This window comes from Rhodococcus sp. CH91 (assembly GCF_022554085.1).
Lineage (GTDB): Bacteria > Actinomycetota > Actinomycetes > Mycobacteriales > Mycobacteriaceae > Rhodococcus.
This window is the reverse complement of record NZ_JAKFYR010000010.1, coordinates 1-26,088: the sequence shown is the minus strand read 5'-3', so window position 1 is coordinate 26,088 and position 26,088 is coordinate 1. Positions and strand designations below refer to the sequence as shown.

The 26,088-nt window shown below is 68.5% G+C and carries 21 protein-coding genes; 9 read left to right on the top strand and 12 right to left on the bottom strand.

The genetic code is table 11. The features are described from left to right. Position 1 precedes the first annotated feature (1 nt). Genes trhO through metH form a run of 3 tightly spaced genes read right to left on the bottom strand, consistent with a single transcriptional unit; the run spans position 2 to position 5,133 of the window. On the bottom strand, positions 2–862 hold the full coding sequence (gene trhO / locus MOM01_RS17995) for an oxygen-dependent tRNA uridine(34) hydroxylase TrhO (RefSeq protein ID WP_241386810.1): 861 nt from the start codon (positions 860–862) through the stop codon (positions 2–4). A 1-nt stretch (position 863) separates the two neighbouring features. Beyond that, positions 864–1,571: an HAD family hydrolase gene (locus MOM01_RS17990; RefSeq protein WP_241386809.1), complete on the bottom strand. Its 708-nt coding sequence runs from the start codon at positions 1,569–1,571 to the stop codon at positions 864–866. Continuing rightward, positions 1,564–5,133, bottom strand: coding sequence for a methionine synthase (gene metH, locus MOM01_RS17985; RefSeq protein ID WP_241386808.1), 3,570 nt, complete (start codon positions 5,131–5,133; stop codon positions 1,564–1,566). The genes MOM01_RS17990 and metH overlap by 8 nt, the downstream gene beginning before the upstream one ends. A 51-nt stretch (positions 5,134–5,184) precedes the next feature. Here metH and MOM01_RS17980 point away from each other — a divergent pair, with 51 nt between their 5' ends. Both MOM01_RS17980 and MOM01_RS17975 read left to right on the top strand, forming a co-directional pair. Then, positions 5,185–6,084 carry a PAC2 family protein gene (locus MOM01_RS17980; RefSeq protein WP_241386807.1) on the top strand — a complete coding sequence of 300 codons (900 nt, stop codon included), beginning with the start codon at positions 5,185–5,187 and terminating at the stop codon, positions 6,082–6,084. Next, the gene (locus MOM01_RS17975) at positions 6,081–7,220 is read left to right on the top strand and encodes an MFS transporter (RefSeq protein ID WP_241386806.1); all 1,140 of its coding nucleotides are present in this window, start codon (positions 6,081–6,083) and stop codon (positions 7,218–7,220) included. The genes MOM01_RS17980 and MOM01_RS17975 overlap by 4 nt, the downstream gene beginning before the upstream one ends. Before the next feature lie 148 nt (positions 7,221–7,368). On the opposite strand, the gene MOM01_RS17970 is transcribed toward MOM01_RS17975, so the two are convergent. Then, positions 7,369–8,385, bottom strand: a complete 1,017-nt coding sequence (locus MOM01_RS17970; RefSeq protein ID WP_241386805.1) for an AraC family transcriptional regulator — start codon at positions 8,383–8,385, stop codon at positions 7,369–7,371. A 124-nt stretch (positions 8,386–8,509) separates the two neighbouring features. Between MOM01_RS17970 and MOM01_RS17965 the strand changes: the two genes are divergently transcribed. Beyond that, positions 8,510–9,424 (top strand): SDR family NAD(P)-dependent oxidoreductase, encoded by a 915-nt coding sequence (locus MOM01_RS17965; RefSeq protein WP_241386804.1) that lies wholly within the window; start codon positions 8,510–8,512, stop codon positions 9,422–9,424. 22 nt (positions 9,425–9,446) lie between these two features. On the opposite strand, the gene MOM01_RS17960 is transcribed toward MOM01_RS17965, so the two are convergent. Then, entirely contained in the window at positions 9,447–9,908 is a 462-nt protein-coding gene (locus tag MOM01_RS17960; protein ID WP_241386803.1) for a 6,7-dimethyl-8-ribityllumazine synthase, read from the bottom strand. 119 nt (positions 9,909–10,027) lie between these two features. On the opposite strand from MOM01_RS17960, the gene MOM01_RS17955 reads away from it, so the two are divergent. From MOM01_RS17955 to MOM01_RS17940, 4 genes are all read left to right on the top strand, one after another. Further along, the gene (locus MOM01_RS17955) at positions 10,028–11,095 is read left to right on the top strand and encodes a helix-turn-helix domain-containing protein (protein ID WP_241386802.1); all 1,068 of its coding nucleotides are present in this window, start codon (positions 10,028–10,030) and stop codon (positions 11,093–11,095) included. A gap of 103 nt (positions 11,096–11,198) precedes the next feature. Beyond that, complete coding sequence (gene otsB, locus MOM01_RS17950) at positions 11,199–12,011, top strand: trehalose-phosphatase (RefSeq protein ID WP_241386942.1); 813 nt, start codon at positions 11,199–11,201, stop codon at positions 12,009–12,011. 51 nt (positions 12,012–12,062) lie between these two features. Then, positions 12,063–14,480 carry a glycoside hydrolase family 65 protein gene (locus MOM01_RS17945; RefSeq protein WP_241386801.1) on the top strand — a complete coding sequence of 806 codons (2,418 nt, stop codon included), beginning with the start codon at positions 12,063–12,065 and terminating at the stop codon, positions 14,478–14,480. 19 nt (positions 14,481–14,499) lie between these two features. Further along, positions 14,500–15,270: an HAD family hydrolase gene (locus tag MOM01_RS17940; RefSeq protein WP_241386800.1), complete on the top strand. Its 771-nt coding sequence runs from the start codon at positions 14,500–14,502 to the stop codon at positions 15,268–15,270. 3 nt (positions 15,271–15,273) lie between these two features. Here the strand turns inward: MOM01_RS17940 and MOM01_RS17935 are convergent, their stop codons facing one another. The 6 genes from MOM01_RS17935 to MOM01_RS17910 all read right to left on the bottom strand — a co-directional run bounded on the left by MOM01_RS17935 (position 15,274) and on the right by MOM01_RS17910 (position 23,370). Next, entirely contained in the window at positions 15,274–17,685 is a 2,412-nt protein-coding gene (locus MOM01_RS17935; RefSeq protein WP_241386799.1) for a phosphoketolase family protein, read from the bottom strand. A gap of 61 nt (positions 17,686–17,746) precedes the next feature. Then, a complete protein-coding gene (locus MOM01_RS17930) occupies positions 17,747–18,430 on the bottom strand; it encodes a DNA alkylation repair protein (protein WP_241386798.1) in 684 nt (227 codons plus the stop codon). 64 nt (positions 18,431–18,494) lie between these two features. Next, positions 18,495–19,625 carry a tyrosine-type recombinase/integrase gene (locus tag MOM01_RS17925; protein WP_241386797.1) on the bottom strand — a complete coding sequence of 377 codons (1,131 nt, stop codon included), beginning with the start codon at positions 19,623–19,625 and terminating at the stop codon, positions 18,495–18,497. Further along, positions 19,622–22,117 (bottom strand): aminopeptidase N, encoded by a 2,496-nt coding sequence (pepN, locus tag MOM01_RS17920; RefSeq protein ID WP_241386796.1) that lies wholly within the window; start codon positions 22,115–22,117, stop codon positions 19,622–19,624. The genes MOM01_RS17925 and pepN overlap by 4 nt, the downstream gene beginning before the upstream one ends. A 274-nt stretch (positions 22,118–22,391) precedes the next feature. Further along, positions 22,392–23,114 (bottom strand): aspartate/glutamate racemase family protein, encoded by a 723-nt coding sequence (locus MOM01_RS17915; RefSeq protein WP_241386795.1) that lies wholly within the window; start codon positions 23,112–23,114, stop codon positions 22,392–22,394. A gap of 112 nt (positions 23,115–23,226) precedes the next feature. Next, positions 23,227–23,370, bottom strand: coding sequence for a hypothetical protein (locus tag MOM01_RS17910; protein ID WP_241386794.1), 144 nt, complete (start codon positions 23,368–23,370; stop codon positions 23,227–23,229). 217 nt (positions 23,371–23,587) lie between these two features. Here MOM01_RS17910 and MOM01_RS17905 point away from each other — a divergent pair, with 217 nt between their 5' ends. Then, entirely contained in the window at positions 23,588–24,652 is a 1,065-nt protein-coding gene (locus tag MOM01_RS17905; RefSeq protein WP_241386793.1) for a hypothetical protein, read from the top strand. A 101-nt stretch (positions 24,653–24,753) separates the two neighbouring features. Here the strand turns inward: MOM01_RS17905 and MOM01_RS17900 are convergent, their stop codons facing one another. Next, positions 24,754–25,323 (bottom strand): TetR/AcrR family transcriptional regulator, encoded by a 570-nt coding sequence (locus MOM01_RS17900; RefSeq protein WP_308197007.1) that lies wholly within the window; start codon positions 25,321–25,323, stop codon positions 24,754–24,756. 244 nt (positions 25,324–25,567) lie between these two features. Here MOM01_RS17900 and MOM01_RS17895 point away from each other — a divergent pair. Continuing rightward, on the top strand, positions 25,568–26,088 hold a 521-nt coding region (locus tag MOM01_RS17895), incomplete at its 3' end, for an alpha/beta hydrolase (protein ID WP_241386792.1).

Sequence of the window (26,088 nt, the reverse complement as noted above, 5' to 3'; positions counted from 1 at the left end):
CTCAGGCCTCCACCGGATCCGGCACACACCGCCCGCACACCAAGGTCAGCTCCCGGCCCCGCACATCCGGATGATTGCGGTACCGCGAGGTCGGCGTCCCGCACAGGGTGCACCGCCCGATCACCGCCGATTCGGCACCGAACTCGACGTTCATCCGCCCGTCGAAGACGTACAGCGAACCCTCCCACAGGCCCTCGTCGCCGAAGGTCTCGCCGTAACGCACGATGCCCCCGTCGAGCTGGTAGACCTCCTCGAAGCCGCGGTGGCGCATCAGCGCCGACAGCACCTCGCACCGCACCCCACCGGTGCAGTAGGTCACCACCGGGCGGGACTTGAGATGGTCGTAGCGGCCGCTGTCGAGTTCGGCGACGAAATCGCGGGTCGTGGCCACATCCGGCACCACCGCATTCCGGAACCGGCCGATCTGCGCCTCGAACCGGTTGCGGCCGTCGAAGAAGACCACCTCCTCGCCGCGCTCGGCGACGAGCGCGTGCACCGCGTGCGGCGACAGATGCGTCCCCCCGTCGACGATCCCGTTCTCGTCGACCTTCACCTCCTCGGGCACCCCGAAGGTGACGATTTCCGGGCGCACCTTCACCGACAACCGCGGAAAATCGGCGCCGGTGCCGTCGGACCACTTGACGTCGACGTCCTTGAACGCCGCATAGCCGCGCAGTCCCCGCACATACTTCTTCACCGCGGCGATGTCACCACCGACGGTGCCGTTGATGCCGTGCTCGGAGATCAGGATCCGCCCCGTCAACCCCAGCGACGACGCCAGCGTGTGCTGCCACAACCGGATCGCCTCGGGATCGGCGAGCGGCGTGAACTTGTAGAACAGCACGATCTTCGGGACCGCCACCTCACCGCACCCCCGAGCCGTGCAGCTCGCGCAGATCCTCCGCGGTCAACCCCTCCAGGGTCGACCGGAACACCCGCCGCGGCGAACCGGGCACCTCCACCAGTGACGGCACCACCAGCACCGTGCACCCCGCCGCATCCGCGGCCGCCGCCCCGGTCGGGGAATCCTCCACCGCCAGACACTGCGCCGGATCGAGCCCGAGCAGCTGCGCCGCCCGCCGATAGGGCGCCGGATCCGGTTTGCCGGCCGGTACCTCGTCCCCGCACACCGAATGATCGAAATGCTCGCGGCCCAAGGTCTCCAACGCCACCTCGCACAACGCCCGCTCGGTGTTGGTCACCAGCACCGAACCCAGACCGGCCTGCCGCACCGTGCGCAGCGCAGCGCGCGCACCCGGCCGCCACGGCAGACCCTGCGCGAACAACCGGCCCATGTACTCGGTCAACCATGCCGCCGCGGCCGCCGCCTCGTCCGGGGTGGGATCGAGCCCCAGACCGGCGAAGGTGCGCAGCACCGCCAGATCCATCGGGCCCCCGATCGTCGCGATCCGGGTCTCCTCGCTCATCGGACCCCCGAGATGCAGCGACAACTCCCGCATCCCGATGTCCCACAACCGTTCCGACTCGAGCAAGGTGCCGTCCATGTCCCACAGCACCGCACGCAACGTCCCGGCCGGTGCCGCCACCGGCACCTGAACTCGCTCAGACATTGAAATACTTCGCCTCCGGGTGGTGCAGCACGAACGCATCGGTGGACTGCTCGGGATGCAACTGCAACTCCTCCGACAACTCCACCCCGATCCGCTCCGGCTCGAGCAACTCCACCAGCTTGATCCGATCCTCCAGATTCGGGCACGCCCCGTAACCGAACGCGAACCGGGCCCCGCGATAGGCGAGCTTGAAATACTCGGCGACCTCCTCCGGATCCTCGTCCGCCGCCGTGTGCCCATCGGAGAACGCCAGCTCCTGCCGCACCCGGCGATGCCAGTACTCCGCCAACGCCTCCGTCAACTGCACCCCGATGCCGTGCACCTCGAGATAATCCCGATACGAATCCGAGGCGAACAACTCGTTCGCGAAATCCGCGATCGGCTGCCCCATCGTCACCAGCTGGAACGGCCACACATCGACCTGACCCGAGGCGATCGCATCCTCCCGCGACCGCACGAAATCGGCGATGCACAAGAACCGCGACCGCTGCTGCCGCGGGAAGGTGAACCGGTACCGCTCCGGCGCATCCGGCCGCGGCTCGGTCAGCACCACCACATCGTCACCCTCGGACACCGCCGGGAAATAGCCGTACACCACCGCCGCGTGCTGCAGGATCCCCTCGGTCGCCAACCGGTCCAGCCAGTACCGCAACCGCGGCCGACCCTCCGACTCCACGAGCTCCTCGTAGCTCGGGCCGTCACCGCCACGCTGCCCGCGCAGCCCCCACTGCCCGAGGAACAACGCCCGCTCGTCGATCAACGCCGCATAATCGGCCAACGGAATACCCTTGACCACCCGCGTCCCCCAGAACGGCGGGGCCGGCACCGGCAGATCCGACGCCACATCGCTGCGCGCGGGCACCTCCGCCGGCGTCTCTGCAGCCTTGCGCTTCTCCGCGATCCGCTTGCTGCGCTCGTGCCTCTCCTTGCGCTCGGCGGCCTTGCGGGCGGCCTCGATCGCCTCCGGGCTGTCCGGTGCCGGACCCTCCCCGCGCTTCTCGGCCATCACCCGATCCATCAGCGCCAGACCTTCGAAAGCATCCCGCGCATACGAGACCTTCCCCTCGTAGACCTCCGCCAGATCGTTCTCGACATAGCTGCGGGTGAGTGCCGCACCACCGAGCAGCACCGGGAACTGCTCCGCAACCCCCCGGGCGTTGAGCTCCTCGAGGTTCTCCTTCATCACCACCGTCGACTTCACCAACAGCCCCGACATGCCGATCACATCGGCTCGCTTGTCGACCGCCGCATCGAGAATCGTCGCGATCGGCTGCTTGATACCGAGATTGACCACCTCGTACCCGTTGTTCGACAAGATGATGTCCACCAGGTTCTTGCCGATGTCGTGCACATCGCCCTTGACGGTGGCCAGCACGATCCGGCCCTTGCCCTCGTCGCCGGTGGACTCCATGTGCGGCTCCAGGAAGGCCACCGCCGTCTTCATCACCTCGGCGGACTGCAACACGAACGGCAACTGCATCTGCCCGGACCCGAACAGCTCACCGACCGTCTTCATCCCCGACAACAACGTGTCGTTGATGATCGCCAACGGCGGAGTCGTCCTCATCGCCTCGGTCAGATCGTCCTCGAGCCCGTTGCGCTCGCCATCGACGATGCGCCGCTCGAGACGCTCGAACAACGGCAACGCCGCCAGCTCCTGTGCCCGCGACTCCCGCGCCGACGCCGCCGACACACCCTCGAACAACTCCATCAACTTCTGCAGCGGGTCGTAACCCTCCCGCCGCCGGTCGTACACCAGATCCAGCGCGACCTGCCGCTGCTCCTCCGGGATCCGCGCCATCGGCAGGATCTTCGACGCGTGCACGATCGCCGTGTCCAGACCGGCCTCCGTGCACTCGTGCAGGAACACCGAGTTGAGCACCTGCCGCGCCGCCGGATTCAACCCGAACGACACATTCGAGATGCCCAGCGTGAAGTGCACCTCCGGATGCGCCGCATGGATCTGCCGGATCGCCTCGATCGTCTCGATCGCGTCGCGCCGCACCTCCTCCTGACCCGTCGAGATCGGGAAGGTCAACGCATCGACGATGATGTCCTGCGGCGCCAGCCCCCACCGACCGGTCAGATCCGCGATCAACCGCTCCGCGATCCGCACCTTGTGCGCGGCGGTACGCGCCTGCCCCTCCTCGTCGATCGTCAACGCCACCACCGCAGCGCCGTGCTCGACGACATGCTCCATGATCCGCTCGAACCGCGAACCCGGGCCGTCACCGTCCTCGTAGTTCACCGAGTTCACCGCGCACCGGCCACCGAGATGCTCGAGACCCGCCCGGATCACCTCCGGCTCCGTCGAGTCGATCATGATCGGCAGGGTCGACGACGTCGCGAACCGCGACGCCAGCTCCGCCATGTCCGCCGCACCGTCCCGGCCGACGTAGTCGACGTTCAGATCCAGCATGTGCGCACCGTCGCGGATCTGATCCTTCGCGATGTCCAGGCACTTCTGCCAGTCCCCGGCGAGCATCGCCTCCCGGAACGCCTTCGACCCGTTCGTGTTCGTGCGCTCACCGATCATCAGGATCGACGCGTCCTGCTCGAACGGCACCGCGGTGTACAGCGACGACACCCCCGGCTCCGGGCGCGGTGCACGCGGCGCCGGCTGCACGCCGCGCACCGCCTCGGCGACCTGCCGGATGTGCTCGGGCGTCGTCCCGCAGCAACCACCCACGAAGGACAGCCCGTAGTCGGTGACGAAACCGGCGAGTGCCTCGGCGAGCTCGGCAGGTTGCAACGGATACTCGGCGCCGTTCGCGCCGAGCACGGGCAGACCCGCATTCGGCATCACCGACACCGGGATGCGGGCATGCTGCGACAGATACCGCAGATGCTCGGTCATCTCCGCCGGCCCGGTCGCACAGTTCAACCCGATCAGATCGATACCGAGCGGCTCCAACGCCGTCAGGGCCGCGCCGATCTCCGAACCGAGCAGCATCGTGCCGGTCGTCTCCACGGTCACGTGCGTGACGATCGGCACCCGCCGCCCCGCCTGCTCCATCGCACGCTTGCTACCGATGATCGCGGCCTTCGCCTGCAGCAGGTCCTGGCAGGTCTCCACGAGGATCGCGTCCGCGCCCGCGTCGAGCATGCCCAGCGCCGCTTCGGCGTAGGCGTCGCGAAGCACCGCGAACGGCGCGTGCCCGAGGGTCGGCAGCTTCGTGCCGGGACCCATCGAACCGATCACCATCCGCGGCATACCGTCGGCAGCCGGACCCATCTCGTCGGCCACCTCCCGGGCCAGACGGGTACCGAGCTCGGACAACTCACGGATACGGTCGGCGATGTCGTAGTCGGCGAGATTGGGCAGGTTGCAGCCGAAGGTGTTGGTCGAGACGACGTCGGCGCCGGCCTCGAAGTACGCCCGGTGGATCCCACGGATCACATCGGGACGAGACTCGTTGAGGATCTCGTTGCACCCCTCCAAACCGCGGAAGTCGTCGAGCGACAGATCCGCGGCCTGCAACATGGTGCCCATCGCCCCGTCTCCGATGACAACGCGCTGGGCCAGCGCATCGAGCAGGACAGAATGAAGTGGGGTGGACATGCCCTTCAGACTAGTGGGCGCCCGGAACGACCCGGGTCGTAGGCTGGACGGGTGAGTGCACCCGAGTTTTCCGAGACCCCGGACCAGGACGTCACCGCCCTGCGCAATCCGGTGCTCGTCGCCGCCTTCGAGGGGTGGAACGACGCTGCGGACGCCGCCAGCGGCGCCGTCGAGCACCTTGAGCTGATCTGGGACGCGGAGCCGTTCGCCGAGCTGGACTCCGAGGAGTACTACGACTTTCAGGTCAACCGACCCCAGGTGCGCATGGTCGACGGGGTCACCCGCGAGATCGACTGGCCCACCACCCGCCTGTCCGTATGCTCCCCTCCCGGCAGCGACCGCGACGTCGTGCTGCTGCACGGCATCGAACCGAGCATGCGCTGGCGCAGCTTCTGCGACGCGATCATCGAACTCGTCGACGAGTTCGACGTCCACACCGTCGTGCTCCTCGGTGCCCTGCTCGCCGACACCCCGCACACCCGGCCCGTCCCGGTCACCGGCACCGCCTACAGCGCCGAGGCCGCGGCACGCTTCAAATTGCAGACCTCCCGCTACGAAGGCCCCACCGGCATCACCGGCGTCCTGCAGGACGCCTTCGTGCGCGCGGGCATCCCCGCCGTCTCGTTCTGGGCGGCGATCCCCCACTACGTGTCCAACCCACCCAACCCCAAGGCGACGGTGGCGCTCCTCCGGCGTGTCGAGGACGTCCTCGACATCGAGGTACCCCTCGGTGAGCTGCCGTTGCTCGCGGAGGAATGGGAACAGACCGTCACCGACATGATCGACGACGACGAGGAGATCGCCGAGTACGTGCACACCCTCGAAGAACGCGGTGACGCCGAGGCGGAGGAGGACATCTCCGAGCTGATCTCCAAGATCGACGGCGACGCCCTTGCCGCGGAGTTCGAGCGTTACCTGCGTCGACGGGGTCCCGGCGGCTTCAATCGGTGACGGATGTACGTGAACCGCTGCAGCGCGCCGCGCTGTACGCGGGAGGATTCCTCGGGCCCTTCGGAGGTAGCGTCGTCGTGTCGATGCTGCCGGAACTCGGCGCCGACACAGGCGTGTCCACCGGCACGGCCGCGACGACGGTCACCGCCTATCTCGGGGTGTTCGCTGCGGCGATGCTGTTCTCGGGAACTCTGGGCACGCGCTGGGGGCGTGCCCGCACCGTCCGCACCGCCTATCTCGTCTACGCCCTGGTATCGATCGCCGCTGCCCTGGCCCCGACCTTCTCGTTGCTGATCGGTGCTCGCATGCTGCAGGGAGGCGCCAACGCGTTCACCACCCCCCTGCTGCTCGCAGCGCTCGCCGTCATCACGCCGAAGGACCGGCTCGGACGCGCGCTCGGCTTGTTCGGAGCCATGCAGGCAGCAGGCCAGACCGTCGCCCCGCTGGTCGGCGGACTCGCCGCCGAGGTGGACTGGCGATGGGCCTTCGTCGTCCTCGCTGCCGCCGCGCTCGGGCTCGCGCTCATCGGCCTGCCCGATTCGGTGCGCGACGATCCCTCCGGAGCCGAGCGGGCGCGGTTACGTGACGCGCTGAGCCCTCACGTCCTGCGCATCGGTGTCGTCGCCTTGCTGGGCTGGGGTGCGCTCGGCGGGCTCGGTTTCCTGCTCGCCTTCCGCGTCGAGGACGACTTCGGGTTGTCGCCGTCCGAACGTGGGGTGGTGCTCACGCTGTTCGGTCTGGCCGGCATCCTCACCGCCCGGCCGGTGGGCGTGCTCATCGATCGGGTCGGTGCCCGGTGGACGGTGCTCGGGGGCGCGATGCTCGGTGCGGCACTGGTCGTGGTGGTCGGCACGGTTCCCTTGCTGGGCATCGTGGCCGTGGCGTGGTTCGTGGCAGGCATCGCGTCGCAATGCATCCTCGTGGGGGTCAATGCCGCGGTGCTCGGTGGGCCGGGCGGCAACCGCGGCGGGGCGGTGTCCGTCGTACAGGCCTTCCGCTTCGGCGGGGCGGCCTTCTCCCCTCTGCTGCTGACCCCGGTGTACAGCGCCGACCCGGTCGTGGCTTTCCTGGTACCTGCCGCACTTCTCGGGGTGCTGGTGCCCCTCGCCATGACCCGGCGCCGTACTGCCCGCTGAATCCCCCCTTCAGGGTTGGCTTGTCGTCGAATACTTTCCCCTTGTCGTAGTGGTGAGTAAAGACGAAGGGGGCGATCATTCCGTTTTTCGATGGTTTCCGTATTGTTCAGAATACTTTCGGATAGGCTGACATCTCAGCCGAGCACACTCAGACCGGCGGATTCATCCGCCGGCGCCGGCCCGGCGTTCTCCCCGTCCACCTCTTGAACGCCACCGAGAAGCTCGACGCATCCGCGTAGCCGAGCCGCTGCCCCACCCTCTCCACAGGCAACCCCGCATCCAGCAACTCCTCCGCCATCGCCCCCAGTGTCTCGGCCACCACCACGCGGTAGGAGGTCCCCTCCTCCCCCAGGCGGCGACGAAGGGTGCGCACGCTCGTCCCCAACTCGGCCGCCACGTCTTCCTGGCTGGGACCGTCCGCGGCGGTGCGCAGCAACACTCCCCGGACCCGGGCCCCGAACTCGCCGCGGTTCTGCCTCCGTTGCAGCTGCTCCGCGCATTCCCGGAGCAGGACCGCCGCAGCCTCCGGACTCGCGGTCGGCATGGGTCGCTCCAAGGCCCGTGCGTCCACGACCACCGCATGAGTCGCCGCAGTGGTCTCCACACACCACCCCTGGTCCCGGAAGACCGGCACGACCCGATCCGCCAGCGATGCGGCCACCTCGACACGCCGCACCTCCGACGGCGATCCCCACAGCGTCTGCCAGTGCGCGAGGATCCCCGAGACGTCACGTTCGAGCAGAAAGCCCCGCAAGTCGGCCGGGACATGCCGATCGTCGAGGCAGAAGCGGACCTCGTCGCCGGCGTACTCGAGTGCGGCCCGCGAGAACGCGAAGGTGAGGTCGAAGAAGCGCGTACCCACTTCGATGCCTTCCCGCACGGTCGAGCAACTCATCAGGGCGTATCCGAAAATCCCGTGTACCGCCGCCTGATAGCGCAGGCCGAGGGTGAATCCCTCCCCCGGCCGATCACCGAGCGCGGCCACCAGATTGCCGATCACCGCCAGTTCCTGGTCGCCGGTGATCTCGCTGCCCGGATCCACGAGCTGTTCCTCGCTCATCCCGGTCCCGGCCAGCAGGGTTTCCGCGTCGATCCCTCGTTCGCGCCCGAAGGACGCCATCAGGGCCGCACTGGTGGCCGCACGGCGGGACATCCACGTGTTCACGACGTTCCATCCTCGGAAGATTGGCCGGAATTCACAAGAACTTGCCGATAGTGGCATGGATCACGGCACCGCCCGTTCGTAGCGTTGCCTCCACAGCTGTCACAACGGGAAAGGACGGTGCGACATGAGCGCGCACGTGCACGGCAAGAGAGTCGTCATCACCGGCGGGGCCCGCGGCATCGGACAGGCGACGGCGGAAGCCCTCGTCGCTGCCGGCGCACGCGTGGCCATCGGGGACATCGACAATGAACTGGTGCAGGACACCGCCTCGCGCATCGGTGCCCGCTTCGGCACCACAGTGCTCGGCCTGCCCCTCGACGTCACCGATCGAGGATCCTTCGACGAATTCCTCAGCCTCGCCCACATGGAGTTCGGCGGACTCGACGTGCTCGTCAACAACGCCGGCATCATGCCCACCGGTGCGTTCCTGGACGAGACGGACACGGTCACCGACCGTCAGATCGACGTCAACGTCCGCGGTGTCGTCCTGGGCTCGAAACTGGCCGCTGCGCGATTCACCGAACAGGGCCACGGCCACATCGTCAATCTCGGCTCCGTCGTGGGAGTCGAAGGCGCTCCCGGTCTCGCGGTGTACTCCGCGACCAAACACGCAGTGATCGGCCTCGGCTCGGTGCTGCGCCAGGAACTCGCGGGCTCGAACATCGTGGTCTCCACCATCGCACCGGGATTCGTGCGCACCGAACTGATCGCGGGCATGAAACCCAACGCTCTCATCGAGAAGCTCGCGATGGTGGGACCGGAGGAGGTCGCAACTGCCATCGTGCAGGTCGTCGCTGCGCGTCGGCCCGGCCTGAAGTACGTGCCGCGGACCGCCGGCTGGATCCTCGGCGCGCTGGGGCTCATCCCCGAAGCAGCCCGCCACCGCATCTCCGCGGCGTTCGGGCTGCAGTCCCTGGCGCTGAACACCGACGAGACCGCCCGGGCGGCCTACCGGCAGCGCACCGAGGCACCGGCGCCCGCGCCCACCCGACCGGTCGACGCGGACACGCCCCGGGACGCCACCGGCAGCGCGCGCTGATCCGCGGCGGGCTGCCGGCCGGTCAGTCGCCGGTCGGCAGCCCGCGCAGCGACCGCAGGGTGGCGTCGACGGCGCGGGCCGCCTCGGCGCCCTTCGTGACGAAGTGCCGGGTGAAGTAGTCGACGTGTTCGGCGTGCTCGTGGAAGTTGTGCGGGGTGAGCACCACCGAGAAGACCGGCACCTCGGTGTCGAGCTGTACGCGCATCAGACCGTCGATCACCGCGGTCGCGACGAAATCGTGCCGGTAGATACCGCCGTCCACGACCAGCCCGGCCGCCACGATCCCGGCGTAACGACCGGTCTTCGCCAGCCGCTGCGCGTGCAGAGGGATCTCGAATGCGCCCGGGACCTCGAAGAAGTCCAGCGATTCCGGGGCGACCCCCAGACGGGTGATCTCGTCGGTGAACCCCGTGCGCGCCTGATCGACGATGTTGCGGTGCCAGGTCGCCTGAACGAACGCGATGCGCCCGGTGATATCGGTCATGGTGACGAAACTAGCGCATCCCCGTCGGGGGTCCGAGGCGCGGGAGGGGGCCGGGGCCGACGGCCGAATTTCGTGTTTTCCTGTTTTCCGTCACGCACAGAGTGACTATCGTGGTGGATGTGACGCAGTCCGCCCCTGCTCCCGAGAACCCCGTCGGTCCCCGCCCCGAGCGGTACATCGACATCTACCGCCGCGCCACGGCACGCCTCGAGGCATGCCTGCCGCTCGGCTGGTCGTTGTCCAGCGACCGGCCCCGCTCCCCCGACGCACCGAGCCGGATGCTGGTCACCGCCCCCGACGGCGACGCGGTGTCGTTCGCGGTCGTCGCCTCCCGCGGGGTGCTCTCCGGTGACGTCGCCCGTATCGCCGCCGACCTGACCGAATCGGACCGCGGATTCGTGTGCGCGCACTATCTCTCCGATCCGGTGCGGCGCCAGCTCGACCGGCACGGCATCTCCTATGCCGACGCCACCGGCAACCTCTCCCTGGTCGCGAACCGCCCGGCGGTGTGGGTCCGTGACCGCGGCGCCGACGCCGACCCGTGGCGCGGGCCGGGCCGACCCTCCGGCGTCCTGACCGGCGAACCGTCCGACCGGGTGGTGCGGGCGCTGGCCGACCACGTCGGTGAGATCACCGTCCCGGAACTGATCACGCTGTCCGGAGCGTCGACCGGCGCCACCTACCGGGTCGTCGAGGTGCTCGTCGAGCGCGAACTCGTCCGGCGGGTGCCCCGCGGTCCGATCGTCGAGGTGCGGTGGGAACCGATGCTGCGCGCCTGGGCGGCCGAACGGAAGGTGTGTCCGGTCCGCCGGTTCACCGCCCCCGACGGAGTCACCGCGACCCGCGCGCGTCTCGCCGAGCGCATCGATCTCCCCTATGCGCTCACCGGCGTCGGCGCCACCGACTATGCCGCCCCGGCGTTGCTCGAGCTCTACGCCGACGATCCCGACGAGGTCGCCGACAGCCTCGGGTTGCGCCCGGTCGAACGCGGCGGCGATGTCGTCGTCGCGATCCCCTGGTCGCCGGTGGTCTTCGATCGGATGGACCGCCGCGGCGGACTCCGGCACGCCGCGATCTCTCAGATCTACGCCGACCTGCTCGCCGGCCCGTTCCGCAACGACGACGCCGCCGAGCACGTGCGCTCCCGGCTCACCGCCGACGAGCACTGGCGCCGCCCGATCCGGTGACGGCGCTTCCGGCGGACCCGAGGCTCACGTATCCCGGTCGCGCCACCGATCTTTGTGTACGGTTCGAACCATGACGGGTCGCGACGACAGGAGTACCGGCCGGATGACGACGACTCGCGCCGTGGCGGATCTACCGTCCGCCCTCGACGACGCCTTCTCCCGCCGGATCGCCGGTCGCCGCCCGGCGGTCTTCCTCGACTACGACGGGGTGCTCACGCCGATCGTTCCGCGTCCCGAGGACGCGGTGTGGTCCGATTCGATGCGCCGCACCGTGCGTGATCTCGCCGACCGGGTATCCGTGTGCATCGTCACCGGCCGCGACCGCGACGTCGTCCAGCAACTCATGGGCGTCGACGATCTCGTCGTCGCGGGCAGCCACGGTTTCGACATCTGGAGCCCGACGGGCGGCCGGCTCGCGCACGGCGTCCTCGGCGATTTCACCGACCTGATCTCCGAGGTCACCGACACGCTCCGCGCCCGGCTGGCCGGCCTCGAAGGGGTCGGCATCGAACCGAAGCGGGCATCCGTTGCGGTGCATTACCGCCAGGCCGCACCCGAGGTCCGCGACCGGGTGAAAGCGATCGTCGACGAACTGCTGGCCGAGAACCCGGACCGGTTGGCGGTGGTGCCCGGAAAGATGGTCTACGAACTCAAACCGGCGGTGGACTGGAACAAGGGCAAGGCGGTCCTCCATCTGATCGACGGCCTCGGCCTCGGGTCCGACGACGTGGTGCCCATCTATCTCGGCGACGACATCACCGACGAGGACGCCTTCCGGGCCCTCCTCGGGCGCGGGATCGGGATTCTGGTGGGTAGTCCGGACGACCCGGAGATGGCCGGACGCCGCACCGATGCCGAATTCGTCCTGGGATCGGTGGACGAGGTCGAACGTTTCCTCTCGGCTCTGGGCAGGTGACGCCGCGCCACCGGAAAGCTCGTGTCGAGTACGACCTGCCAGGAGGTACGCGTGTACGACTCGGAGTTCAGCCTCCACTACGACCGTTTCGATCCCGACGACGAAGCCCTGCGTGAGGCGCTGACGTCGACGGGCAACGGTTACTTCTGCACGCGGGGCACCGCCGAGTGGGAGGACATGGGCGCGGTCCACTATCCGGGCACCTACGCCCACCGCTGCTACAACCGTGAGACCACCATCATGGGCGGCAACCCGGTCCTCAACGAGGATCTGGTCAATCTCCCCAACTGGCTGGTGCTGAAACTGCGTATCGACGGCGGCGAGGCGATCCGCCTGGCGCAGACGCAGATCCTGTCGTATCGGCACGTCTACGACATCCGCACGGCGACGGTGATCCGCGAGATCCGGTTCCGTGATCGGCGCGGCCGCGAAACCTCCCTGCGCAGCAGGCGCTTCGTGAGCATGGCCCATCCGCACCAGGGTGCACTCGAATGGTCGCTCACCCCGGAGAACTGGTCGGGGCGGGTCGAGATCGTCTCCGCGCTCGACGGCCGGGTCACCAACCGCGCGGTCGCTCGCTATCGCGATCTCGAAGCCCGGCATCTGGACCCGGTCTCCCCCCGCACCTACGGACCGGAGACGATCGCGTTGAAGGTCCAGATCCGCCAGTCCGACATCTATATCGCGCAGGCCGCGCGCACCCGGGTGTTCCGGGAGGGCGAGAACGGTTCGCTGCTCATCGATCGCGATCTGTACCAGATGGAGGATTACATCCAGCAGGTCCTCGCGTTCGAGGTCACCCAGGGCGCCACGGTGCGGATCGAGAAGATGGTGGCGATGTTCACCGCCCGTGACGACGCGATCACCGAACCGCTCGCGTCGGTGGGCCGGCACGTACTGCGCTATCCGGATTTCGACGAGGCGTTCGACGAGCACGTCGCGGCGTGGGACGAGCTGTGGGACATCGGCGATATCCGGCTGCCCGGGGAACCGCGGGCGCAGTTGCTGTTGCGCCTGCACATCTCGCACGTGCTGCAGGTGTGTTCGCGGCACACCTCCCGGCTCGACGCCGGAGTCCCCGCGCGCGGGCTCAACGGGGAGGCCTACCGCGGGCACGTGTTCTGGGACGAATTGTTCGTCTATCCCTTCCTGGGAATGCGGGTTCCCGAGATCACCAAGGGCCTGATTCTCTATCGCTACCGGCGGCTGAGCGAAGCGCAGGCGGCGGCGAGCGAGGCCGGCTACCGGGGGGCGATGTTCCCTTGGCAGAGCGGCAGCGACGGCACGGAAGAGACGCAGATGGTGCATCTCAATCCGCTGTCCGGGCGCTGGGATCCGGACCTGAGCCGCAACCAGCGGCATGTCAGTGCCGCGATCTTCTACAACGTCTGGCATTACTACCAGGCCACGGACGACGTCGATTTCCTCGCCGACTACGGCGCCGAGATGATGCTCGAGATCGCCCGGTTCTGGGCCTCCATCGCCCACTACAACCCCGAGCGCGACCGCTACGAGATCCACGGGGTGATGGGACCGGACGAATTCCACGAGCGGTATCCGGGTTCGACCGCGGCGGGGCTGCGCAACAATGCGTACACGAACGTCATGGTCGCCTGGATCTCGGCGCGGGCACTCGACGTCTTCGAGGTGCTGTCGAAGAGCCGGCAGACCGCCTTGCGGGCGCGGCTGCGGGTCACCGACGAGGAACTCCGGGTGTGGTCGGAGATGAGCCGCAAGATGTTCGTGCCGTACCACGACGGGGTGATCAGTCAGTTCGAGGGTTACGAGGACCTCGAGGAACTCGACTGGGATCACTATCGCGCCGAATACGGCAACATCGGGCGGATGGATCGCATCCTGCGCGCCGAGGGACGCGACCCGAACGCCTACAAGGTGGCCAAGCAGGCCGACACGGTGATGTTGTTCTTCCTGTTCGACGACGCCGAGTTGCGGCCGCTGTTCGAGCAGCTGGGTTATCCGTACGATCTCGACCTCGTGCGTCGCACCGTCGACTACTACGATCAGCGCACGTCGCACGGCTCGACGCTCAGTCACGTGACGTTCGCGGGTGTGCTCGCCACCTTCGATCCGCAATCGTCGTGGGAGCGGTTCAAACTCGCCCTCGAGAGCGATGTCAGCGACCTGCAGGGCGGCACCACCAAGGAAGGCATCCACATGGGTGTCATGGGCGGCACCCTGGATCTGGTGCAGCGCTACTACGTCGGTGCCCGGGGGTACGGCGATGTGCTCGTCTTCCGCCCCAAGTTGATCTCGCACCTCGACGGTGTCGCCTTCTCGATGCGCTATCGCGGCACTCCCCTACGGGTGCACATCGCCGGGGACACCTTGTCGGTGCGCGCCGAGGCGGAAGGTTTCCGGGTACCCGTGCGGGTCGCGCTCAACGGCGACTCCGCCGAACTCGGTCCGGGCGATTCGCACGACTTCCGGCTCGCCACGGTGCGCGCGTAGATCCGGGGAGGGGACGGTCATGGCCGAAAGGGAGCCGAGCTTCCGGGCGGTGATCTTCGATGTCGACGGGGTGCTCGTCGACTCTCCGCACGAAGCGGCGTGGCGGGAAGCTCTGGCCGAGTTGGTGACCGGAGACTGGCAGGAGTTACGCGCCGCCGGCTCGTGGAGTGACGACGCGTTCACCTCCGAGGTCTACCGGCAGGTCCTGTCCGGGCGACCGCGGATGGACGGGGCGCGGGCCGCATTGGAGTACTTCGCGGTGCCCGACGCCGAACGCCGCGCCGTCGACTACGCCGATCGCAAACAGGCGCGGTTGCTGCAGTTGATCGACGAGCGTCGGTTCCGCGCCTTCGAGGACGGCGTGCGTTTCGTGGCGGCGGTGCGCGCGGCGGGTATCGCAGTGGCGGCGGCGTCGTCGTCGAAGAACGCCGGGTTGTTCCTGCGGGCGATTCCCGCACACGACCGTCCCGGGGAGACCTTGCTCGAGCAGTTCGACGCAGATCTGTCCGGCCGCCCGGTCGCCCACGGCAAACCCGACCCGGAGTTGTTCCTCGCGGCTGCGACCGAACTCGGGGTGCCGGCCGCCGCGTGTGTGGTGGTCGAGGACGCGATCACCGGAGTACAGGCGGCGAAGGCCGGCGGCATGGCCGCGCTCGGCGTCGCCCGCCACGGGGAAGCCGAGGATCTGGCGCGGGCGGGCGCCGATCTCGTGGTGTCCTCGCTCGACGAGGTCGACGTCGCCGCGCTCACCGAGGGCAGGCTCGTGCTGCGGGCGCCTCGGCACGGGTGACGATCAGTCGATTCCGACGCCCTGCCAGTGCCAGTCGGTGATCGCCGGCATGTCCTCGCCGTGGGTGCGTACGTAGCGGGTGTGCTCGGCGAGGATGTTCTCGAGTTCCTCACGCGCGTGTCCTGCCACCGGCCGGATCCTCTCGACGCGGTCGAGCACGTCGAGCGCGAGATGGTAGCGGTCGATGCGGTTGAGCACGCACATGTCGAAGGGAGTCGTGGTCGTGCCCTCCTCGATGTAACCGTGCACGTGGAAGTTGGCCTGGTTGGTGCGGCGGTAGACGAAGCGGTGGATCAACCACGGATAGCCGTGATAGGCGAAGACCACGGGCTTGTCGGTGGTGAACAGCGCGTCGAAGTGCGCGTCGGGTAGTCCGTGCGGGTGCCGCCGGTCGTCCTGCAGCCGCATGAGATCGACGACGTTGACCACGCGCATCTTCAGGTCCGGGAAACGGCGGTGCAGGATGTCGGCCGCGGCGAGGGTCTCCATCGTGGGGATGTCACCGGCGCAGGCGAGGACGACATCGGGTTCGACGTCCCGGTCGGTCGAGGCCCACTGCCAGATCCCGATGCCCTTGCGGCAGTGGGTCATCGCGTCGTCGATGTCGAGGAACTGCAGCGCGGGCTGCTTGCCGGCGACGACGACGTTGATGTACTGGCGGGTGCGCAGGCAGTGATCGGCGACCGACAGCAGGGTGTTCGCGTCCGGCGGTAGATACACGCGCACGACTTCGGGCTTCTTGTTGACGACGTGGTCGATGAAACCGGGATCCTGATGCGAGAAGCCGTTGTGGTCCTGTCGCCAGACGTGCGAGGTGAGCAGGTAGTTCAGCGACGGGATCGGGTGACGCCAGCGGATGCGGTTCGTGGTGAGCAGCCATTTCGCGTGCTGGTTGACCATCGAATCGACGATGTGCGCGAATGCTTCGTAGCTCGAGAACAATCCGTGGCGGCCGGTGAGGAGATAACCTTCGAGCCAGCCCTGGCAGGTGTGCTCGGACAGGATCTCCATGACCCGTCCGTCGGGAGCGAGATGGTCGTCCCCCGGTTCGATGTCGGCATTCCAGGTGCGGTCGGTGGCCTCGAGGACGGCGTCGAGACGATTGGAGTTGTTCTCGTCCGGTGCGAACACGCGGAAGTTGTCCCGGTTGCGGTGCACGATGTCGCGCAGGAAGCGACCGAGCACCCGAGTCGCCTCGGCGGTGGCGGAGGCGGGTCGGGGCACCTCGACGGCGTAGTCGCGGAAGTCCGGCAGGACCAGATCACGGAGGACCTCGCCCCCGTTGGCGTGCGGGTTCGCGCTCATCCGCCGGTCGCCGCGCGGGGCGAGATCGCGCAGGGCGCGGACCGGGACGCCGGCATCGTCGAACAGTTCGTGGGGCCGGTAGCTGCGCAACCAGTCCTCGAGTGCGCGCCGGTGCTCCTCGTTGCCGCGCGGATCACCGATGGGTACCTGGTGGGCACGCCAGGATCCTTCGACCTGCGCGCCGTCGACCTCGTGCGGCCCGGTCCAGCCCTTCGGGGAACGCAGCACGATCATCGGCCAGGCCGGCCGGGTGGGATCACCGGACGTACGGGCATACTGCTGGATCTCGGAGATCCGGTCGAGGGCGCGATCGAGTGCGGCGGCGAACCGCCGGTGCATCTCGGCGGGTTCGTCACCGGCCACGACGATCGGTTCGTGCCCGTAGCCGCGTAGAAGCGAGACCAGCTCGTCCTCGCCGATCCGGGAGAGCACGGTGGGGTTCGCGATCTTGTAGCCGTTGAGGTGCAGAATCGGCAACACGGCACCGTCACGGCGTGGGTCTACGAACTTCGTCGAATGCCAGCTCGCCGCCAGCGGCCCGGTTTCCGCTTCCCCGTCCCCGACGACCGCGGCCACGATCAGATCGGGATTGTCGAAGGCGGCGCCGTAGGCGTGGGACAGGGCGTAGCCGAGTTCACCGCCCTCGTGGATCGAGCCGGGGGTCTCGGGGGCGACATGGCTGGGGATACCGCCCGGGAACGAGAACTGACGGAACAGCCGGCGCATTCCCTCCTCGTCACCGGAGACGTCCGGGTAGACCTCGCTGTAGGTGCCCTCGAGCCACGCGGCCGCGACCGGGCCGGGTCCGCCGTGTCCGGGCCCCATGACGTACATCATGTCGAGATCGCGTGCGGTGATCGCGCGGTTGAGGTGCGCGTACACGAAGTTCAGGCCGGGTGTGGTGCCCCAGTGCCCGAGCAGTCGCGGTTTGATGTGTTCCGGGCGCAGCGGTTCGCGCAGCAGCGGGTTGTCCATGAGATAGATCTGCCCGACGGACAGATAGTTCGCCGCGCGCCACCACGCGTCGAGGACCTCGAAGTCACTTCCGGACGCGGCGGCGAGCGCCGTGGGTGCGCCGTCGGAACTGGTCTGCGGGCTGGGAAGTGGCATCGTGCTCCTCGTCGTCGACGACCGGATGTGTCGTTGCAGCGGTACCCATCCGGCGTCCGGCTCACTCGCCGCGTCGGCGCACGACCTCGGTGATCCAGACGGGAGCGAACGGCGACGTGCAGCCCGGGGAGGTCGGATAGTCCTTCAACACCCCGAGGCGTTCGCCGATGTCGATCGCACGGGCGCGGTGTTCGGGATGGGCGATGCCGATCTGTGCCAGGCAGGTGTTCATCGCCCACTGCAATCGCTCGGGTGCCTCCCGCATCTGCGTTTCGACGGTGTCCAGCAGGGCGGGCAGATCGAGGCCGCCGGCGTCGCCGGTCACGCGGTGGGCGGTCAGTGCCCAGCCGGCGCTCGCGACCACCGGATCCGGGTCGGCGATCCAGCGCGCACGCAGCTCGTCGGCGTGCGGATTCTTCTTCACGACGTAGTTCACGAACCAGTCGTGCACCTTCGGGGTGCCGGTCTCGCGGACCATGGCATCGAGTTCGTCGCCGGTGAACGATCCGGGACGGCAGATCAGCAGCGCGAGCAGGCGGGCGGCGCTGTCGCCGCGCTCCCACAGTTGTCGTGCGAGTTCGTGCTGGGTCTTCAGCCGCTTGGCGAGCGCACGCAGCGCGGTGAGGTTCACGCCGTGGTCGTCGCCGTGGCGCGCGTTGACCTCGCGGATGCGCGGATCGTCGAGCGCGGCGAGTTCGGTGAGCAGTTCGTCGACGGTCGGGGAATTCGCTGTCGTCCGGGCCACCGCGATCTCCTGTCCGTGGGTCGGTCGCCTCAGCCTACGACCGATCGGCGACAGCGCGGCGGGTTCAGAGACCGAGACGGGTGACGGCGTTGCCGACGAGACCGGCGTGGTGGCGGCTGTACAGCGCGACCATCCGTTCGTCGGCATGCCCGGTCTGGGTCATGATCGTCTGGGTGGTCGCGCCGCCACGGACCGCCTGGGTGACGAAGCCGGCCCGCAGGCTGTGTCCGCCGAGGGTCGCGACGAGCTCGTCACTGAATCCGGCGCGGCGGGCCCGGCGCTGGATCATCGAGTGCACCGACTGGCCCGACAGCGCGTTCGTCCCCACCGTCCCGCTGTGGTGTACGGGCCGGAACAGCGGCCGGTCGCCGTCCGGGGAGCGCCCGGACGCCAGTCCGCGGCAGCAGTGGTCGCCGGTGTCGGGCTCGGCGCCGGCGAGCAGTTCGGTGACCGCTGCGCGGCCGGTCTCGTCCCACGCGTCGAGCACGTCCCGCCAGCGGCGGTAGGCGCACACCGGGCACGTGTGCGGGTCGGATCCGTAGGGCAGCGTGACGGTGCGCCCGCGTGCGCTGCGGTCGGTCTTGGACCGGCGCACCGTGACGTAGAGCCCGTCGGCGCGGTGCGGGACGACATCCGAGACGAGGAGGCCGGTGAGTTCCGAGCGTCGCAGCGCGCCGGCCAGGCCCATGAGCAGCAGCGCGGCGTCGCGGCGTTCGGCGACGCGCGCCGCCCATCCGGCGTCGGCGGTCTCGGCGCGCATCGCGCTCAGGATCGTGCGGATGTCGTCGGTGAGCAGCGGGGTGCGCCGAGACGGCGGGGTGGCCCGGTCGCGCCGGATTCCGCGCAACAGGTCCCGAACCGATTCGTGCCCACCGGGTTTCGGAAGACCTGCCAGGGCGTGCATCTTGTTGATGGTCGACACCCAGCGCGACAGGGTCGACGGTGCGTACGCCCACCGGCCGTCGGGCCGCACTTCGGCGGCCTTCTCGGTGAGGAACCAGCCGAGCTGTTCGGCCGTCGCGGGGATCGGGCTGTGCCCGGTCCGTTCGCACCAGCGGGTGAAGGTCGTCCAGTCGGCGAGCTGGGCGGCCCGGGTGTTCTCCGAAGCCGCCTTCTCCCGCAGCCGGCGCATCGCGGTCGCGACCGTGTCGGGGACCGCGGGCGGCTCGGGCCGGTGCAGATCGGGGGTGCTCACGGGGTGTTGAGCCTCTGCACGCGCAGGTCCCGGGCGAGCTGGTCGCGTTGTTCGATCACCAGGCGCCGCAGCGCGGCGGGGGCGTCGGGATTGGCATCGAGCCACGCGTCGACGGGTTCGAGACTGTCGGCGGCCGGGAACAGACCCACGACGATCCGCCGCGCGATCTCGATGCTGCGACTCGTCCAGGTCTCGCGGAGCACCGCGAAATAGTCCGGGTCGTAGGCGGAGATCAGGTCGCGGCGCGCCCCGGCGCGGAAACCGGCGATGGTCGCGTCGAGATGGTCGTTGGTGAGGGTGTGGTCGGCGAGGATCGTGGCCCATGCGTGCGCCTTGACCTCGGCGCGGGGCCGCGAGGCGAGCGCCCGCAGATGCGCGGTGCGTCCCGATGCGGTGTCGTCGCTGCGCAGTTCCTCGTCCAGGTCGGTCTCGTCGGCGTTCCCGGTGGCGGTGAGTGCCGCCCACCAGTTCCACCGCAGGTCGGGGTCGAGGCGCAGTCCGTCCGGCGGTGGGGTGTCCCCGCAGAGCATCGCGCGCAGCTCCCCCGAGTGCCGATCGTCGACGCTCGCGGCGACCCCGATGGCGCGAGCGAACGCCAGTTGCGCGTCGCTGCCCGGTGCCGCGCTGTGCAGGCCCGCCCAGACCGCATCGAACCAGCGGCGCCGTGCGTCGGGCCGGGCTGTGGGGGGCACATAGTGTTCGACGGCCTGGGCGGCGTTGGCGAGCACGGCGGTCAGCAGGGCGATGTCGGCCTCGTGCGGGGCGAACCGGGCGGCCATGGACAGATAGCGATCGGCGGCGAGGTCGCCGTCGCGGGTCGCGTTCCACAGCGCCGACCACAACAGCCCCCGCGCGAGGGGTTCGCGGACGCGGTCGAGGGACGTCTCGACGGTGTCGAGCGACCGCGCGTCGAGGCGGACCTTCGCGTAGGTCCAGTCGTCGTCGTTGAGCAGCACCAGCGCCGTGTCGGGCAGGTCGATGCCGGTGCGTGTGTCCAGCAGATCGATCTCGAAACGGTGGGTGCGGACGAGATCGCCGGACTCGTCGGGGTCGTAGCAGCCGACGGCCAGGCGGTGCGGTCGCGGATCGCTCTGCACGATCTCGTACGAGTCGTCCGCGGTCGCCTCGAGATGCAGGGTGGACACGCCGGAGGTCTGCAACCACGCCCGCGCCCACGGCGACAGATCGCGACCGGACGTGCTCGACAGTTCGGCGAGCAGATCGGCCAGGGTGGTGTTGCCGAAGGCGTGCCGGCGGAAGTAGCGGCGGGCACCGTCGAAGAAGGCGTCGCGGCCGACGTACGCGACGAGCTGTTTGAGGACGCTCGCGCCCTTGGCGTAGGTGATGCCGTCGAAGTTCAGTTTGGCCGCTTCGAGGTCGACGATGTCGGCGACGATCGGATGGGTGGTGGGCAGCTGATCCTGCAGGTACGCCCACGCCTTGCGCCGGTTCGCGAACGCCACCCAGGCGTCGGTGAACTCGGTGGCCTCGGCGCTGACGAGGGCGCCCATGAAGTCGGCGAAGGACTCCTTCAGCCACAGGTCGTCCCACCACTTCATGGTCACCAGGTCGCCGAACCACATATGCGCCATCTCGTGGAGGACGGTGTTGGCGCGGGCCTGGCGCTGGGCGGCGGTGGCGGCACCGCGGAAGACGTACGCCTCGGTGAACGTGACGCAGCCGGGGTTCTCCATCGCGCCGAGATTGTATTCGGGCACGAACACCTGGTCGTACTTGCCGAACGGGTAGGGATAGTCGAAGTTGTCGGCATAGAAGTCCATGCCCTGCCGGGTCACCTCGAGGATTTCGTCCGCGTCGAGGTGGCCGGCGAGCGAGGCCCGGCACAGCACCCCGAGCGGCACGGTGAGGTCGCCGCGACTCCACGACGAGTCGACCCGGTGGTACGGGCCGGCGACGATCGCGGTGATGTAGGTGGAGATCGGCTGGGTCGGCGCGAAAGTCACGGTCTGCGTGTTCTCCCGCTGCACCCGGCGCTCCGTCGTCTCGTTCGACAGCACCCGCCAGTGCAGCGGCGCAGTGACCACGAAGGTGAACGGGGCTTTCAGATCCGGCTGTTCGAAGCACGCGAACACGCGGCGGGCGTCGGCGGGTTCGTACTGGGTGTAGAGATAGGTTTCGCCGTCGACGGGATCGGCGAAGCGGTGCAGTCCTTCCCCCGAGCGGCTGTAGAGCCCGGTCGCGACCACGGTGACGACGTTGATCTCCCTCAGACCACCGATCGTGATGCGCGCGCCGTCGTAGACCACGGGTACGGGCTCGCCGTTGACGGTCACCGATTCGACGGAGTCGCCGATGAAGTCGAGCCAGGTCTCGTCGGTCGAGGCGGTGAACTCGAGCGTCGTGACCGTGGGAAAACCACTGTGCCGGGCGTCGACGGCGCTCCGCAGGTCCAGTTCGACGCGGTAGGAATGGACGTCGAGGGCGCGGGCGCGGGCGGCGGTTTCGGCACGGGTCAGATTCGCGGAGCTCACGGGTTCCGATCCTGCCACCACGCGCACCGGTGCGACAGGATCGGCCTGCTCGAGCTCGGGGTGTTTCGGTCACAGAACTCCTCGCGTCGGCCCGTTCGAGGGTGCTGACGGGGGCGTCGGTCGCAGGTCAGCGGTCGGCGGATTCGTCGGTGATCAGCCGGTAGATGACGTACACCGCGAACCATGCGATGAGCAGTGCGGCGACCACGAGGAGGAGCTCGTAGAAGAGGACCATGTTCTCGATGCTACGGACCTGGCACCGGCGTGTCCGCCATCAGCGGAATTCCGATCCGCGCCAGGTCGGCATCGCCTCGAGACCCAGTGCGATCTCCGCCGCGGCCCGTGCGGACGATCTCGTGGAGTCCAGCACGGGCAGCGGCGAATCCTCGGGCGACAACAACAACGGGATCTCGGTGCACACCAAAGCGATCGCGTCACAACCGGACTCCCCCAGCCGGCCGATGAGGTCGACGAACGACCGTCGGGTGTCCTCGCGGAACTCGCCGTGGACCAGTTCACCGAAGATGGCCTCGTGGACCATCTCCTGATCCTCGTCCGAGGGTATGACGGCGTCGATCCCCCATTCGGCCAGCTCCCTGGGATACAGCGGACCGCGCATCGTGAACCGGGTGCCGAGAATGCCTACTCGGCTGTGCCCGGCGCGCTCGGCGGCGCGCGCCACGACGTCGACCAGGTGCACGCCGGGAAGGGCGAGCGGATCACCGGGTGCTTCGAGCGCGAGGTGCGCGGTGTTGTCCGGGCACACGAAGAAATCGCACCCCGCCCGGGCCAAGCGGTCGATGCTGGTCGCGAGCACCGCGCGCGCCGCTTCGTGATCCCCCGCCTCCCAGGCCGGCATGCAGTGCTCGAAGGAGATGCAGTCCATGGTGATGTCCGGATGAGCCGGATGCCCGAGACGGTTGCTGTGCCGGCAGACCTCCCGCCAGCACAGTGAAGCCCCTTCCCAGCTGTGGCCCAGGATGCCGACGTGTTTCACCACTGCGCTCCCCCTCTACCCCTGCGACGGGTGGTCGCTCCCGCGCTGACGGACCGGTCGTGCGACACGGCGAATGCTAGCGAAACCGACGACCGGACGGCAGCCTCGGCACTCACGAGCGGCGCAGCACGTCGGCCAGGCTCTTCGGGGCGGTGCCGGTCAGCACACGGACCGCATCGGTGACGGGTGCGAGTTCGCCGGCGGCGTGGATCCGGGGGTGCACAGTTTTCGGACGGTCCCCGCACTTGATCGTCATAAGTGGGGATTATGACGATCAAGAAGTCTCTCGGACTTGCCGAGGCTCTCCTGACAATATCCGGTCGATTCTGTGACGAAATCGAGTATTTCTTGCCATTTCTGCAGTTCAGATGATTTTATTTCGTTTCGTTTCATTACTGTTACGTTTTTTTATTACGTAATGTAATATGATTGCACAGCTCTCACCTGGGATTTCGACACGACGAGGACCATCGATGACCGACGCGCACTCCCCCACCGGCGACCAAGGCGCAGACGCCAGTACCACCAAGGCCCGGGTGGGACGTCCACGCAAGTACGCCACCGCCGCCGACCGGGTGCGGGCCTACCGCGAACGGGAACGCGCCAAGAAGGAGGCGGCCGGCACGGCCGCGCCGTCCGTCGACAGTCCCGACGAGGCGGTCTTCGCTCTCACCGCCGCCACCACCGCGTTGCGTGCGCTGGCCGCGAACACCGTCGAGCAGTACGCGGCGATCGCCGACCGCATCACCACCGCCGTCGACACACTCACCGACACCGAAGCCCTCGAAGCGCACATGACGCGGTCCGCCGCCGAACTCGCGAAGGTCAAGGCCGATGCCGACGCGAAGATCGTGCGTCTACGCGAGCAACTCGCCCAGGCGCTCGAGGACCGCGACAACGCCGACGCAGCGGTGGCCGCCGTCGACGCCGAACTCGCCGACGCCCGTACCGCACACGCCGAACAGATACGCCGGCTCGACGAGGCGCATCACGCCGAACTGACGCGCCTGAAGGGTGAGCACGCCGACACGCTCCAACGGTGGAAGGACGAGTTCGATACGGCCACCGCCGAACACACACGCCTCGTCGGGGAACTCCGTGCGACCGTCACCGAACAGGACGGGGCCCTCACTGCCCACCGGCGCGAACTCGCCGAGACAGCGGCCCAGCGGGATCGTGCGACCGCCGAAACCGCCGACGTGCGCGGCGAACTCGCCCGGCTGCAGGCAGCCCTGGACCGCGAGGTCGCAGCACGGGAACGCGTCGAGACGGAACTCGCGTCCGAACGCGAGCACGTAGCCGACCTGCGAGGCCGGCTCGAAGAATCACGCATCGCCGCAGCGACGGCGCAGGCCGCCGAAGCGGCGGCCCGGGAACGAGGCGACGAGCTGCGCGCCGAAGTGATCGCGCTGCGCGACGAGATCAACACCCTGCGCAGCGAGACGAGGACGCTGCAGAACGAGAACACGCAGCTCCGAGCCGAGTCGGCTGCTCTGCGTAGCGAACTCGAAGCGGCGAGAGCATCCGACGAGCGCTGAAGGCCCGGAGCATGCGGATCCGGAACGTTCTCACATCACGACGCTCGACGAACAGAACTCGCGCCGCTCGCTCCCGACGTCAGCGGTGAAATCGTGAACGATCACCGACCTCGCTTACCGGCCCAGTGCGGAGTCGATGAGAATTTCCGCTGCGGCCCGCGCCTGTGCCGCAGCATCGGTAGTGCCTGCGATGGCCGCGGTGGTCTGGGCGCCTTCGGCGAGGATGGCGAGCTGGGGGCAAGGGATTCGGGCGCACCGGCCTCGGCGACCAGCCGTGCGACGTAGTGCTGGAAGTCCGCCTTGTGCTCGCGCACGACCTCGGCGACGCGCGGGTTCGCCGAGCCGAGTTCGCCGAAAGCGTTGATGAATCCGCAACCGCGGAAGTCGGGATCTCCGAACCAGTCGCTCAGGAAGTCGTAGACGGCCAGCAGTCGAGCCGCCGGATCGTCGATCGCATCGACTTTCGCTTCGACGCCCCTCGTCCACATTTCGTGGCGGCCGGCGAGGACGGCGGCGATCAGCTCGTCCTTCGAAGGAAACTCCTTGTAGAGCGCGCGCAGCGAGACCCCGGCGGCGTCGCGTACGGCGTCCATTCCGACCTGGCCGAAACCGCGGCTGTAGAAGAGCGCATCGGCGGCCTCGACGATGCGGGTGCGGATCTCCTCGTTCACGGGCGCCAGTCTACGCACGCCGAGAACGCTGGTTCTCCCAGTGGCCCCTCGACCCCTCGAAGGGGTCTGTCGATGTGCTTCTTCCGCGGTCTCCGATGTGGACGTTCGGCCTCGTCAAGGCGGGTCTCGACGGAAATTGTCGGTCACCCCTTGACGTCGAGAACGGTCGTTCTCTACAGTCGACACCACGATCGAGAACGATCGTTCTCACCCCGGCTCCACCGACCGGAAGGAAGTGCACGCCATGTCCGCGAACCCGAAGAACATTTCCCTCGAACCCGCCGCCCAGGCGTTCGTCGAGGCGACCGCCGACCCGCCGTACCTCTACCAACTCGCCCCCGAGGAGGGACGGAAGGCCGTCGACGGTGTGCAGGACGAACCGATCTTCAAGCCGGCGATCGATGAGGAATGGATCCAGATCCCCGGCGGCCCGACCGGGACGGTCCAGGTCCGCATCGTGCGCCCGGCCGGGGCCACCGACACGTTGCCGGTCATCCTCTACACGCACGGCGCCGGATGGGTCTTCGGCGACGCCCACACCCACGACCGCCTCGTGCGCGATCTCGCCGTGGGTGCGAACGCCGCCGTGGTCTTCCCCGAATACGACCGCTCACCCGAGGTGCGTTACCCACACGCGCTCGAGCAGGTCTGGGCGACCGCGCAGTGGATCGTGACCGCCGGTGCCGAGAAGAACCTCGACGGCACCCGACTGGGGGTCGCTGGTGACTCGGTCGGCGGCAACATGACCGCGGCTCTGACCCTGCT